The organism is Pseudonocardia sp. HH130629-09, from assembly GCF_001294645.1.
Taxonomy (GTDB): domain Bacteria; phylum Actinomycetota; class Actinomycetes; order Mycobacteriales; family Pseudonocardiaceae; genus Pseudonocardia.
The window spans coordinates 3,122,966-3,136,629 of sequence record NZ_CP011868.1 but is presented as its reverse complement, the minus strand read 5'-3'; the positions used below and the strand labels follow the sequence as shown (position 1 = coordinate 3,136,629).

Below are 13,664 nucleotides of genomic sequence, written 5' to 3'. Positions count from 1 at the left end.
GCGTGTGCGCCGTCCGCCCGGGGACCGACCTCGGTCGGCACGCCCGGATGCTGTCCCGGCTGCACGACGCGGTGCTGTCCGGCGACGCCCGCCCCGGCGACACGGCCCGCGGCCGCCGGCTGGTCACCCGGTCCTGGGACCGGGTCCGGGCCCAGGGCGTGGACCCCGACGCCGGTGAGCCGCCCGGCCCGCTGGACGCCGCCGTCGTCGAGCAGCGCCGCGCGGTGTCACCGCTGGTGCCGGTGCTGCCCGCGCTGCGTGCCGCGCTGACCTCGGTCGCCGAGGACGCCCGGCACGTGATGGTCGTCTGCGACGCCGACGGGGTTCTGCTGTGGCGGGAGGGCTCGACCGCGGTCCGCCGCCGTGCCGACGCGCTCGGGTTCACCGAGGGCGCCGAGTGGTCCGAGCGGTCGGTCGGCACCAACGCGATCGGGACCGCGCTCGCCGAGGGCGGGCCGGTGCAGATCTTCTCCGCCGAGCACTTCGTGCGCAGCCACCACGGCTGGACCTGCACCGCGGCCCCCGTGCACGACCCGCGCAGCGGGGAGCTGCTCGGCGTCGTCGACCTGTCCGGGCCCGCCGAGACCGTTCACCCGACGACCGTGGCGCTCGTCGACACCGCGGTGCGGCTCGCCGAGGCCGGGCTATGGCAGCGTCACGAGGCCCGCCTCGACGCGCTGCGCACCATCGGCGCCCCGATGCTCGCCGGCGACACCGGGCCGGGCCTGGTCGTCGACGACCACGGCTGGGTCGCCGCCGCGTCCGGGCTGCCCGGCGTCGAACGGGTCGCCGCACCGGTTCCGGAGCGCCTGATCGGCGTGCACGGGCTGGGGCCGTGCCTGCCCGAGCCTGTGCCCGGCGGCTGGCTGCTGCGCCCGGCGTCCGGCGGGAGCAGGCGGATGCGGCTGCTCCTCGACCTGGACGGCCGCCCGCCGCAGGCCGTCATCGAGGGCACGACCCGCTGGGTGCACCCGTTGTCGACCCGGCACGCCGAGGTCCTGGTGCTGCTGGCCCGGGCCGGAGCGAACGGACTGGACGCGGCCACGCTGTCCCAGGGGCTCTACGGCGACCGGGCACACCTGGTCACCGTCCGCGCCGAGATGTCGCGCCTGCGCCGGAACCTGGGCGGGATCCTGCTGGCCCGCCCCTACCGGATCGCCCCCGAGGTCGAGCTGGACCTGACGGGGCTGGCGGGCAGCCGGGTCGTGCGCGAGTCGACCGCGCCGGGCGTGGCCGCCCTGCGCGGCGACTGAGCGACCCACCGCTGCAACCCGCCTGCAACACTGTCCGTGACCCGCGTCACCGGCTGGACTGGAGCCCGCGGGAACGTCCCGCCGCGGCAGGGACCCCGCCCCGGCGGCCCGCGCGAGCGAACCGGGAGGCCGACACGGGTGTCGCCGTGGTCACGGGAGCCGGACGCGGGATCGGGCGGGGCATCGCCCTGCGCCTGTCACGCGACGGGCACTCCGTCGCCGTCAACGACCGGGACGCCCACGGCGCCACCGCCGTCGCCGAGGAGATCCGCGCGGCGGGCGGGACCGCGGTGGCCTACCCGGCCGACGTCACCGACCCCGACGCGGTCACCGCGATGGTCGGCCAGGTCGCCGAGGAGCCCGGCGGTGTGGACGTGATGATCGACCGGCGGACCGGCGGCAAGATCGTCAGCGCCGCGTCGATCGCCGGACACCAGGGCTTCGACCTCCTCGGGCACTACTCGGCGACCAAGTTCGCCGTCCGCGCCCTCCCCCAGGCCGCGGCCAAGGAGCTGGCACCGCACCGGATCACCGTGAACGCGTACCGCCCGGGGATCGTCGGCACCGACATGTGGGACCTGATCGACGAGCAGATGGGCGCCCGCAGCGGCGCGGGGAGGGGCGAGACGCTGAAGCAGTACGCGGCCGGGATCCCGCTGGGCCGGGTGCAGACCGCCGACGACGTCGCCGCCTTCGTCTCCGACCTCGCCGGCCCGGACTCCGACTACATGACCGGCCAGGCCGTCATGATCGACGGCGGGGTGGTCATGGTCTGAGCGCCCACGGCTGCCGGGCCGCTCGGGGCCCGGCACCGCGGTCAGCTGGTGATGTCCTTGGTGCGGAACCGCCACGCCGCGAGCCCCAGGAACCCGGTGGCGTAGCAGATCGCGGAGAACGTTCCGTAGGTCATGTCCGACCAGTCGACGTCGGTCGCCAGCAGCGCCGACCAGGCGTCGCCGTAGTGGGTCGGGAGGAAGTCCCGGATGATCCCCAGGTCCTCGATCTGGTCGATGATCTGGGAGACGATAGAGGCCATCACCGCGCCACCGACCGCGCCCAGCGGGGCGTCGGTGCTCACCGACAGCAGCAGCGCCAGCCCGGCCACCCAGCTCAGCTGCACGGTCACGTACAGTGCGCCGAGCATCACCCGCCCGGCCGCGCTCCAGAACGGCAGCGACTCCCCGATCGGCGAGACCAGGTCCCCGGTGCCGTAGGCGATCGCCCCCACCACCAGCGACGCGACCGGGAGCAGCAGCAGCGCCGCCACCGACAGCACCCCCGCGACGACGGCCTTCTGCCGCAGCAGCCGCGCCCGCGGCACCGGGACGGCCAGCAGGTAGCGCAGCGACGACCACGACGCCTCCGAGGCCACCGTGTCGCCGAAGAACAGCGCGACCAGCACCACCAGCAGGAAGCTCGCCGAGGCGAACAGCGTGAACACCGCGAAGTTCGCGGCGCTGCCCGATGCCAGGTCGACCAGGCTCGGGCCACGGGCGCCGGGCTCGTCGTCGCCGAGGGAGAACGCCGCCCACAGGATGATCGGCATCGCCACGACCAGCGCGAACGCGACCTGGGTGCGACGGCGCTGGAGCTGGCGGACCAGCTCGGTGCGCAGCGGCATCGTCCGTCCCGGGACGGCGGGCGGCGCGGCCCGGCCGGTCACGAGGTCGCCGACGTGCCCGCGGCGGGTCGAGAGCTGACGGTCGTCACTCACGAGGTACCTCCGACGTCGCGCCCCTCGGGGCCCACCAGTTCCAGGAACGCGTCCTCCAGCCGCCCGCGCGGCCCGGCCGCGCTGACCGCGACCCCCCGGGACACCAGCGCGGCGACGGCGTCGGCGCGGGCGGTGCCGTCGAGATGGGCGTGCACGACGCCCGGCTGGTCCCCGGTGACGACGTCGGTGACGCCGTCGAGGGCGGCCAGCACGGCCGCGGCCCGGCCGGGGTCGTCCACGGTGAACGACGAGCCGCCCCCGGCCGCCATCAGCTCGGCGACCGTCCCCGCGGCGACGACCGTGCCGCGGTGCATGACCACGACCTCCGAGCAGGTCTGCTCCACCTCCGACAGCAGGTGGCTGGACACGAGCACGGTCCGGCCGCCCGCGGCGTAGCGGCGCAGCAGCTCGCGCATCGCGTGGATCTGGGGCGGGTCGAGCCCGTTGGTGGGCTCGTCGAGGATGAGCAGCTCGGGCAGGCCCAGCATCGCCTGCGCGATCGCGAGGCGCTGCCGCATGCCCTGGGAGTAGGTGCCGACGCGGCGGTGCACCGAGTCGCCGAGCCCGGCAATCTCCAGCGTCTCCTCCATCCGGGCCTGCTCCGGCGGGCGGCCGGTGGCCTCCCAGTAGAGCCGCAGGTTCTCCGCGCCCGACAGGTGTGGCAGGAACCCGGGGCCCTCGACGAACGCGCCGATCCGGGACAGCACCGCCGCGCCGGGTCGGATGGGGCGGCCGAACGCCGTCATCGTCCCGGCGGTGGGCGCGATCAGGCCCATGAGCATGCGCAGGACGGTCGTCTTGCCGGCGCCGTTCGGGCCGAGCAGGCCGAGCACCGCGCCGCGCGGCACGGTGAACGACACGTCGGACACCGCGGCGAACCCGTTGCGGTAGGTCTTCGCCAGCCCGCCGACGACCAGCGGCGCCGCGTCGTCGGGCACGTCGTCGTCGGAGGGGTTGGCCCGGCGCGACCGCCGCCGCGCCACCAGCCACGCCACGAGCGCCGCGGCCAGCACGGCGGCGATCCCGAGCACCGGCCACAGGGGGACCGTCCCCGCCGACTCTGTGCGGCCGGGCACCTGGGGCACCGACAGCGTGGTGTCCCCGGCGAGCCCGACCCGCCACACGGCCGGGTCGACGCCGGAGTCGTAGCCCTGGTCGGTCGTCGACAGCTGCACCAGCAGGCGGCTGCCGGCCTGCACCGGTGCGACGACGCCGGGCAGCGTCACCGTCGCCTCGGCGGGGGACCCGTCGGCGGGGACGGCGATCCGCAGGGGTGCGACGGCGTTGCCCAGCAGCGTGCTGCGCCCGTCCGGGCCGAGCGCGGTGAGCGAGGCGAACAGCACCGCGGTGTCCGGGGCGGGCTGTCCGGGGACCCGCGCGACGCGCACCGTCACCCGCGGTGCCCCCGACGGCTGCAGCGCGTCGGCGACGGGCGCGGTGCGGAACCGGGCGGACTGGCCCGGTGTCGTCAGGCCGGACAGGCCACCCAGCGAGCCCAGCGACCCGAGCGCCGAGCCGAGCCCCGGCAGCGAGGTGATCGCCGAGGGGTTCCCGCCCGGCGGGTGGACGACGGTCTGCTCGCCACCCTCCAGCGGCAGCGCGGTGGTCGGTGCGGGAGCGGAGCCCGCCGTCAGGCCGGGGTAGGCGTCGGCCAGGACGGTCCGGCCGGTGGGGGTGTCGTCACGGGTGCGGACGGTGCTGCGGACCTGGTAGGCGAAGGGGGCGTCGGCGAGGCCGCCGGTGGTGCCCTCGGCGGCGGGCAGGCCCCGCAGGTGCTGGTCGAACCAGTCGGCGATGCGGGCGCGGACCTCGGAGTCGGGTCCGCCGCCGTCGTGGCCGCCCGCGAACCACAGCACCGACACCGGGGTGCCGTTCGCGGCGATCTGGCGGGCGTTCGCGTCGGCCTGGTCGAGACCGAACAGGGTGTCCTGCTCGCCCTGGACCAGCAGCGTCGGCGCGGTGATCCGGTCGGTGACGGTCGCGGGGGAGGAGCGGCGCAGCAGCTGGGCCAGCTCCGGGGAGACGCGGCCGGTGCGGGCGGCCTCGCCGTAGGCGGCGCAGACGTCGCGGGCGAAGCGGCCGCAGACCGGGTCCGAGGGGGCGCCGGGCGCCGCACCGGGGCTGCCCGCGGACGTGCCGGGGCCGGCCGGGCCGGGGCTCCCCGTCCCGCCTGCCGAGGTCCCGGCGTCGACGGCCCCGTCCCCGGCGACACCGCCGGCCCCGCCGCCGGTCGACCCGCCGGCCGTGCCCGACCCGCCGAAGCCGCCGCCGGTTCCGGCACCGGAGCCCGACCCGGCCCCGGACGCGATGTCGCCGCCCGTGGGGACCCGGCCTCCGGAGCCGAAGAACACCCCGGCCCAGCCACTCTTGAACACCCCGTCACCGGCGCCCGCTCCGGCGGCGGGCGTGCCGGGCGCGCTCGCGCCGGTGGGGACGGCGTTGTTCGGGAACAGCGCCTGCCCGAGGTCGTTCCAGGTGATCACCGGGACGATCGCGTCGATCCGCCGGTCGTAGCCGGCCAGCAGCAGGGCGAGGCCGCCGCCGTAGGAGCCGCCGGTCACCCCGACGCGGGGGTCACCGGGGCCGTCCTGCTGCACGTCCGCGCGCCGGGACAACCGGTCGACCAGCCGGGAGGCGTCGGCCACCTCGCGGTCCGGGTCGTCGAGCCCGATGCCGCCGCCGGAGGCGCCGAAACCGCGCGCGGTCCACGTCTGCACGACGTACCCGCGGGCGGCGAGCTCGCGGGCGTCGGAGTCGACCGAGTCCTTGCTGCCGCCGAAGCCGTGCGCGACCAGCACCGCGGGGGCGGGGGAGGCCGCGGTCGCCGAGGCGGGGACGTAGAGCGAGGTGTCCAGGTCGATCGTGCCCGGCTGTCCGGGGCCGGCCGGGACGGCGACCCGCTCGGCGGTGACGGCGACCGACCCGCCGTCGTCGGCGGGTGCCGCCGTCGCGCCCGGGACACCGGGGGCGGCGGACGCGGCGGGCGCGAACGCCAGCACCAGGCCCGCCGCCAGGGCCACCGCGATCGGGGAACGGACCCGGCGCATCCGGGGGAGCACGTGCACGTCCTCGAAACTACGCAGGTCGGCGTCCGCGCGTCGGCGGCCGGTGTGTGCGCCCGGCCACGCCGTCGCAGCATCGTGACCTCACATCGTCACAACGATCTTCCTCCCACGGTTCAGGCCCGCTTCGAGGCGCCGGTGCGCGTCGACGACGTGGTCCAGATCGATCGGTGCGTCGACCGCGGGCCTCAGGGATCCGTGACGAATGCCCTCGTCCAGGAATGCGCTCATCCGGCCGATCACCGCCGGGTCCCCGAGGTGGTCGAACCCGCGGTAGCCGGCCACGACGACCCGCTCGTCCGGCGGTTCCGGAGTCGGCCTCGCGTCGAGGAACCCGGCAGCCACGAGTGTCCCGCCCGTCCGTGTCGCCGCGAGGAGCGCGCGCTGCCCGGGGCCACGGACCAGGTCGAGGGTGACGTCGGCACCGGCATCCCCGGTGAGCCGGAGAACCGTGCGGACCAGGTCCTCACCGTCGGTGACCACGGCCGCGGCCCCGGCCGCGAGCAGCTCCTCCTGGCCCGCCGCACTGCGGGACACGGCGATCGGGATGGCGCCGATCTGCGTGGCGACCTGGATCGCCACGCGCCCCACGCTGCTGGACGCCCCGGAGATGAGCACCCTGTCCCCGTCCCGCGTCCGCGCGGTCTCCAGCAGCGCGCCGTGGGCGGTGGAGAAGCCCACCCAGACCGCTGCGGCCTCCCGTGCCCCCGGCCCCCGGGACGCGCGACGACGTCACGCGCCGGGACGGTCGTGTACTCCCCGTAGGTCCCCCGCGCCGTCGGATCCGGAACCTGCGTGAGGATCACCGGCTCGCCCACCCGCCGCCCGGCCCGAGCGCGTCCACGACGCCGGCCGCCTCCAGACCCAGCCGGGCATGCGGCAGTGGCACCGGCGCGGGCGAGACGCCCGACCGCATCATCACGTCGAGCCGGTTCACGGCGAAGGCCTCGATCCGCACGCGGACCTCGTCCCGCCCCGGATCGGGCACCGGCTCCTCCACGGTGCGCAGCACCTCGGCCCGCCGAACTCCTCGAACACCACAACTCTCGGCACAGTGCCTCCGTCCGTCGTCCTGTATCGGGGTTCCAGGCTGGGAAGGGGTCCGTCACACGGAGGCACCTTCGACGACGTGAACAGCCGCACCGGTCGAGTGTTCCTCTCCGACTGCCCGACACGACTGGCGACCGAGATCCTCGGTGACACGTGGACGCCCCTCGTCGTCCACGCGCTCGGCGGGGAGCCACGCCGCCACGGGGAGATCCAGACCGCCGTCGGTGGCATCTCGCGCAAGGTCCTCACCGAGACCCTGCGCCGCCTGGAGGGCCACGGCCTCGTCGAACGGCGGCACGACCCGTCTGGCCACCCCGAGTACCGGCTCACCGAACTCGGCCGCACCCTGCTCGCCCCCATCGAGGCACTCACGGACTGGGCCCGGGAGCACGCGGACGAGATCACCACCTTCCACGAGACCCGCCGGGCCACGGACGGTGCGTGAACGGAGGAGGAACCCGACCTGGCTGCGCCCGGTCCGGTGGTGTCGCCCGCCGTTCACCGAACGTTCCATCAAGAAACGCTGATCGGTCTTCGTCGCCCGGCACCGTCACCGGGTGTGAGCGTCAACCCCACCGGAGAGACCCCCGGCGTCGGTGTCCCGCGGGCACTCGCCGTCGACATGACGATCGCCGACCAGCAGGACTGGCTGGCCGCGTTCCTGCGTCGGCACCCCGTCAGCCGGCGCACCGCGCTGCGCGGCGGCGCCGGCGTGCTGGCCACGCTCGCCGCGTCCGGGTCACCGTGGGCACGCGGGGTCGCCGCGGCCGCCGGGCCCGCGCCGGTCACCGTCGTCGGACGGCACCTGGCCTACGGGCCGGACCCGGCCCGGTCGATGTCGTTCTCCGGGGAGCTGACCGCGGCACCGCCGCCCGGCCGGATGGTCGTCGACGTCGGTACCGACTCCGGGTTCGGCCTCACCCTCCCGGTGCAGGTCCGCCCGCTCGAGAGCCTGGTCCCGCAGGCCGACGGCGGCATCCGGGGCGCCCGGCAGTGGTTCGTCCATGCCCGCGCCGACGGCCTGACCCCCGGCAGCCGCTACGTCTACCGGTTCCGTCTGGAGGGCGCGGACGGCACAGCGACGACCACCGCCACCAGCACGTTCCGCACGGCCGCGCCGCGCGGCACCCGGCACCGGTTCACCTTCACCGCGTTCGCCGACCAGGGTGTCAGCACCGGCGCCGAGCCGAATCTCTACAAGGCCGACGACACCCACCGCAGCCCGATGCCGTCGGAGGCGCTGACCGCACTCGTCGCGGCCGAGCAGCCCGCGTTCCACCTGCTCGCCGGCGACATCTGCTACGCCGACCCCTCCGGTGCCGGGAAGCCCGCCCTCAACGGCGCGGGACACGACGACGAGGCCCACGACAGCTTCGACCCCACGGTCTGGAGCACCTACTTCGCCGCGATCGAACGCTCGGCCGCGTCGACCCCGTGGATGTTCGCCACCGGCAACCACGACATGGAGGCGCTCTACGACCTGAACCGGGCCGACGGCCCCGCACACGGCTACGCCGGGCACGCCGCCCGGCTGTCGCTGCCCGGGACCGGCCCCCGCGGCTGCCCCTCGGTGTACGCGTTCACCCACGGCACCGTCGGTGTCGCCGGTGTCGACGCCAACGACCTGTCCACCGAGATCCCGACCAACGCCGGCTACTCCGGCGGCACCCAGCTGGCCTGGCTGGAGCGGACCCTGGCCGGCTGGCGCGCCGACCCGGACATCGAGTGGATCGTGTTGTTCTTCCACCACTGCGCCTTCGCCACCTCCGGCGCGCACGCCTCCGACGCCGGGGTGCGACGGGCGTTGGCGCCGCTGTGCGACCGCTACCGGGTCGACCTGTGCGTGCAGGGCCACAACCACCAGTACGAGCGCACCGACCCCATCCGTGACGGCCGCCCCACCCGCCCGGCCCCGGACCGCTCGACCGTCCACCCGGAGACCGACGGCACCACCTACGTCTGCGTCGGCTCCGGCGGACGGCCCCGCTACCGCTGGCAGCCCGGCGAGACCGACAGCCACCGTGGCCAGGAGACCGAGCAGGCGCCGGTCACGAGCTTCGTGGCGGGACCCGACGACCAGAAGCAGGCCGAGACCGTCACCTGGTCGCGGACCCGGTACCTCGGCTACGCCCATCTGCGCTGCTCGGTGGTGCCAGGCTCCCACGGCGCCGACTCCGAGCTCGTCGTGCACGCGATCACCGACCTCGGCGAGGAGATCGACAAGGTCCGGCTCAGCCGTCCCGCGCGTCACTGAACCGGACACTACGGACGAAGTGGGTCACCGACCGGGTGCACTGGGTCACCCCGACTCGCCACGCAACGATGCACGGAGGACACTTCACCTACCGCAGGGGAGTATCCCTACCGCGGTGGTGTCGTCAGCACGGTGTCGTCGTGGGCGTGGCTCGCGCGCGGACCCGGCACCACCGGCCACGCTCGGCAGTCGCAGGACCGGGGTGCCGTGGCGGGAGAGACCTCGGGCTGTCTGATGCCGCCCTGGTCTGGAGGAAGTCCGTGAACGTATCCCTGTGGGTCTGGTTGATCACCATCGTCGGGTTCGTGCTGGTGATCGGCGCGGACCTGTGGCTCAACGACCACAAGCCGCACGCCGTGACCCTGGGCGAGGTCACCCGCTGGGTCGTCTTCTACGTGGCGCTGGCCGTCGCGTTCGGCGGGACTGTTTCAAGATCGGTGTTTTCGGCCCGACACGCCGGGCTGAGGTCCGGCGAGATGGGCACGGACAGTGATGACATCGGACCTTGTGGATCCAAGCGAGGGTGACCCGAAGCCTGCTCGGCAGGCGTCGGCGGAGCGGGCCGCTGCGGCGGCGATGGTGGCCGAGGCGAAGGCGCGCGGGCTGGCGTTGACCGGCCCGGACGGCCTGTTGAAGCTCTTTACCAAGAATGTTCTGGAAACGGCGCTGAACGAGGAGATGACCGAGCACCTCGGGCACGACAAGAACCGGGCCGACCCCGGCCGGGAATCCACCAACGTGCGGAACGGGTCCCGCTCGAAGACGGTTCTCTCGGATGCCGCGGGTGACGTGGAGATCGACGTTCCGAGAGACAGGGCCAGCACTTTCGAGCCGCAGATCGTGAAGAAGCGTCAGCGGCGCCTCACAGATGTCGACGAGGTCGTACTGTCGCTGTATGCGAAAGGGATGACGACCGGGGAGGTTTCCGCACATTTCGCTGACATCTATGGGGCGTCAGTATCGAAGGAGACGGTCTCGCGGATCACCGACAAGGTCGTCGCCGAGATGAATGACTGGGTTGGTCGGCCGTTGGATTCGGTGTACGCCGCGGTGTTCATCGACGCTGTCCACGTCAAGGTCCGGGACGGGCAGGTCGCCAACCGGCCGGTCTACGCAGCCATCGGCGTCACCGTGGACGGCTGCAAGGACGTGCTGGGGCTGTGGATGGGCGTCGGCAGTGAGGGCGCGAAGTTCTGGATGAGCGTGCTGGTCGACCTGAAGAACCGCGGCGTGCGTGACGTGCTGTTCCTGGTCTGCGACGGCCTCAAAGGACTCCCGGAGGTCGTGGCCAACGTGTGGCCGCAAACCATTGTCCAAACCTGCGTCGTGCACCTGATCCGAAACACTTTCCGGCTGGTGGGTCGACAGGACTGGGACGCGGTGAAGCGCGACATCAAACCAATCTATGCCGCGCCCAACCCGAATGCAGCACTTATCGCTATGGATGAGCTCGACGAGAAATGGGGCCGTAAGTACGCGGCGATGATCCGGCTATGGCGCAACGCGTGGGAAGAGTTCGTGCCGTTCTTGGACTACGACGTCGAGATTCGAAGGGTGATCTGCTCTACGAATGCGATCGAATCGCTTAACGCCCGCTACCGGCGCGCGGTGCGGGCGCGTGGTCATTTCCCCACTGAGCAGGCTGCGATGAAATGCTTGTATCTTGTGACTCGCAGCCTGGACCCGACCGGGACGGGCCGCACGAGGTGGACGATGCGTTGGAAGCCCGTGATCAACGCGTTCGCCATCACGTTCGGTGACCGCTGGCCGGGAGCCGAGACCTACTGAGCAACGACGCCGAAACACCGATCACGAGACAGGCCCCGTTCGGCTGCGGGGTCTGGTTCTTCTCCGGCGGCACCTACGCCGGCGAGTTCTTCGCCGGCTACCTGACCGAGTACTCGTTGTCGGTCGACAACCTGTTCGTCTTCCTCATCATCATGTCCGCGTTCAAGGTCCCGGTCCTCCACCAGCACCGGGTGCTGCTGGTCGGCATCGTGATCGCGCTGATGATGCGCAGCATCTTCATCGCCGCGGGCGCGGCGGTCATCGACCGCTTCAGCTGGGTGTTCTTCCTCTTCGCCGCGTTCCTCATCTACACCGCGGTCTCGCTGGTCAAGCAGGCCGCCGGCGGCGACGACGAGGAGTGGAAGGAGGGCCGGGTCCTGAAGTGGGTCCGCAAGGCCTTCCCGGTCACCGACGACTACCACGGCGCCAAGACCACGGTGAAGATCGACGGCAAGCGCTGGCTGACCCCGATGCTGATCGTGATGATCGCCATCGGCGTCACCGACATCATGTTCGCCCTGGACTCGATCCCGGCGATCTTCGGGCTCACCCAGGAGCCCTACCTCGTCTTCACCGCGAACGCGTTCGCGCTGATGGGGCTGCGTCAGCTCTACTTCCTGCTCGGCGGGCTGCTCAACAAGCTGGTCTTCCTGTCCTACGGCCTGGCGGTCCTGCTCGCCTTCATCGGCGTCAAGCTCGCCCTGCACGCCCTGCACGAGAACGAGCTGTCGTTCATCAACGGTGGGCAGCCGGTCCCGGTCCCCGAGGTCGGGATCGGGCTCTCGCTCGGCGTCATCGTCGGCGTCCTCGCGATCACCACGATCGCCAGCCTCGTCGCGGTCCGGATGAAGCCCGAGCTGGCCGAGCAGGGCAGCGGGATCACCGCGCCGCCGCTGGCCCGCACCAAGGAGGAGGCCGCGCAGATCGTGGCCCGTGACGAGCAGGCCGACCACCGCGTGAGTGCGCCCCCGCGCGACTGAGACCCACCGTCCCCGACGGCCTCCCTCCGCCCCGGCGTCCGCATCGGACACCGGGGCGGCTCCGTGTCCGCCCCCTTCGCCGGCGCCGCCCCTGACCTGCCGAGACGTTCGCGCTCGCGGTGTCAAGTGTTGCATCGCCACGTGGCCCAGGTCACTATCGAGTGATCCTGGCAGTGTAGCGAGGGGCTGACGCATGATCCCGGTGATCGAGTTCGTCCTGGGCGTCGCCGTGCTGGTCTACAGCGCGGAGAAGCTCATCGGCTACCTGGTCGGGGTGGCGAGCCGATGGGCGATCTCGCTGTTCCTGATCGCCGTCGTCTTCACCGGCATCGAGTTCGACGACCTCGCGTTCGGCGTCGTCCTCAACATGGAGGACCTCAGCGACGTCGCGCTCGGCACCGTCATCGGCACCACGATCGCGCTGACCGGCATCGTGCTGGCGCTCGCCGCGATCATCGCGCCGACCCGGGTCGAGGTCCCGCGCGACTACCTCGCGCTCTACGTCGCCGCTCCGGTGGTGATGTTCCTGCTGGCGCTCGGCGGCCTGCTCACCGCCGGGACCGGCGTCGTGCTGATCCTGCTGTTCGTCGCCTTCGTCGGCTGGATCGCCTACCGCGAGTACTCCGCCCGACGGCCCGTCTGGCGCAACGCCGAGGTCTACGAGCAGCTGGAGCGGGCCGGGGTCGGCGCAGGCGGGAGCACGACGGCGACGGTCGCGACGAGCGGCTCGACCCGGACCCGGACGGCGGACGGCAGCGGCCCCGGGTTCCGGCTGCCCGAGGACCTGCGCGTCGACGACGGGTTCCTGAAGGCACGGTCCCAGCCGCCCGGGCGGACCGTCCTGTTCGCGGTCATCGCGCTGATCGGGCTCGTCGTCGGCGCACTCGTCGCCGGGCAGGGCACCGAGGGCATCCTCGAGACCTGGGCGATCAGCGGGACGGTCTTCGGGGTCACCATCGCGACGCTCGCACTGTCGCTCGAGGACATCCTCATCACCGTCGAGCCGGCCCGGCGTGGCGCGCCCGAGATCGCCGTCGCGAACGTGCTCGGCAGCGTCGTGTTCTCGGTCACCGGCAAGCTCGGCGTGATCCTGCTGGTCGGCGGGTCGATCGTGGTCGACCCGACGGCCCTGGTCTGGCACCTGCCGGTGCTGCTCGGGCTGACGGTGCTCTCCGCGGTGTTCCTCGGCACCGGGCGGATCCGTCGCTGGCACGGCGTGGTGCTGCTCGTGCTCTACGCCGCCTACTTCGTCGTCAGCCTCACCGTCTTCGGCGGCGTCCCCGTCGACGACTGAGCACCCGCAGGGAGACCCGATGCCCACGAAGGACCGGCTCACGAAGGACCGGATGGCCGCGGCGCTCGCGGTCGTGGCCGCGCTGATCGGCCTGGTGCTGGTGTTCGGCACGGGCGAGGGCGCCCGCGACGACGACTCCCCGGCCGGCGGCCCGTCGTCGGCGACCCGGGTGGACGACGACCGGCAGGCCACGGCGGCTCCGGTCCCGCAGGACCAGGGCCCGCAGCCCGACGACGATGACGACGGCTGACGACGACGGTTGACGATGA

At 73.2% G+C, this 13,664-nt stretch carries 12 protein-coding genes and 1 pseudogene; 9 read left to right on the top strand and 4 right to left on the bottom strand.

Translation table 11 applies throughout. The features are described 5' to 3' along the window. Positions 1–47: 47 nt before the first annotated feature. Together XF36_RS14375 and XF36_RS14370 are read left to right on the top strand one after the other, a co-directional pair. Positions 48–1,253, top strand: coding sequence for a GAF domain-containing protein (locus XF36_RS14375; RefSeq protein ID WP_060714697.1), 1,206 nt, complete (start codon positions 48–50; stop codon positions 1,251–1,253). Positions 1,254–1,399: 146 nt separating this feature from the next. Next, positions 1,400–2,029 carry an SDR family oxidoreductase gene (locus XF36_RS14370; protein WP_060712377.1) on the top strand — a complete coding sequence of 210 codons (630 nt, stop codon included), beginning with the start codon at positions 1,400–1,402 and terminating at the stop codon, positions 2,027–2,029. Positions 2,030–2,070: 41 nt separating this feature from the next. Here the strand turns inward: XF36_RS14370 and XF36_RS14365 are convergent, their stop codons facing one another. The 4 genes from XF36_RS14365 to XF36_RS34135 all read right to left on the bottom strand — a co-directional run bounded on the left by XF36_RS14365 (position 2,071) and on the right by XF36_RS34135 (position 7,041). Beyond that, a complete protein-coding gene (locus XF36_RS14365) occupies positions 2,071–2,967 on the bottom strand; it encodes an ABC transporter permease (protein WP_060712376.1) in 897 nt (298 codons plus the stop codon). Further along, a complete protein-coding gene (locus XF36_RS14360; protein ID WP_060714696.1) occupies positions 2,964–6,014 on the bottom strand; it encodes an alpha/beta fold hydrolase in 3,051 nt (1,016 codons plus the stop codon). Before XF36_RS14360 ends, XF36_RS14365 begins: the two co-directional genes overlap by 4 nt. A gap of 99 nt (positions 6,015–6,113) precedes the next feature. Continuing rightward, entirely contained in the window at positions 6,114–6,710 is a 597-nt protein-coding gene (locus XF36_RS33305; RefSeq protein WP_202968398.1) for a zinc-binding dehydrogenase, read from the bottom strand. Between the two features lie 121 nt (positions 6,711–6,831). Continuing rightward, entirely contained in the window at positions 6,832–7,041 is a 210-nt protein-coding gene (locus XF36_RS34135) for an alcohol dehydrogenase catalytic domain-containing protein (protein WP_238588881.1), read from the bottom strand. 117 nt (positions 7,042–7,158) lie between these two features. On the opposite strand from XF36_RS34135, the gene XF36_RS34130 reads away from it, so the two are divergent. The 7 genes and pseudogenes from XF36_RS34130 to XF36_RS14320 all read left to right on the top strand — a co-directional run bounded on the left by XF36_RS34130 (position 7,159) and on the right by XF36_RS14320 (position 13,645). After that, positions 7,159–7,524: a winged helix-turn-helix transcriptional regulator gene (locus XF36_RS34130; RefSeq protein WP_060712375.1), complete on the top strand. Its 366-nt coding sequence runs from the start codon at positions 7,159–7,161 to the stop codon at positions 7,522–7,524. 114 nt (positions 7,525–7,638) lie between these two features. Next, positions 7,639–9,333, top strand: coding sequence for a metallophosphoesterase (locus tag XF36_RS14345; protein WP_060712374.1), 1,695 nt, complete (start codon positions 7,639–7,641; stop codon positions 9,331–9,333). 260 nt (positions 9,334–9,593) lie between these two features. After that, positions 9,594–9,860, top strand: a complete 267-nt coding sequence (locus XF36_RS32975) for a hypothetical protein (protein ID WP_060712373.1) — start codon at positions 9,594–9,596, stop codon at positions 9,858–9,860. Positions 9,861–9,909: 49 nt separating this feature from the next. Then, positions 9,910–11,121 (top strand): IS256 family transposase, encoded by a 1,212-nt coding sequence (locus XF36_RS14335; protein ID WP_238589343.1) that lies wholly within the window; start codon positions 9,910–9,912, stop codon positions 11,119–11,121. Between the two features lie 38 nt (positions 11,122–11,159). Further along, positions 11,160–12,101: pseudogene (locus XF36_RS14330) on the top strand (TerC/Alx family metal homeostasis membrane protein); the annotation flags it as partial. Positions 12,102–12,294: 193 nt separating this feature from the next. Then, positions 12,295–13,395: a sodium:calcium antiporter gene (locus XF36_RS14325; protein WP_060712372.1), complete on the top strand. Its 1,101-nt coding sequence runs from the start codon at positions 12,295–12,297 to the stop codon at positions 13,393–13,395. Positions 13,396–13,414: 19 nt separating this feature from the next. Further along, the gene (locus tag XF36_RS14320; RefSeq protein WP_060712371.1) at positions 13,415–13,645 is read left to right on the top strand and encodes a hypothetical protein; all 231 of its coding nucleotides are present in this window, start codon (positions 13,415–13,417) and stop codon (positions 13,643–13,645) included. The last annotated feature ends 19 nt before the right edge of the window (positions 13,646–13,664 follow it).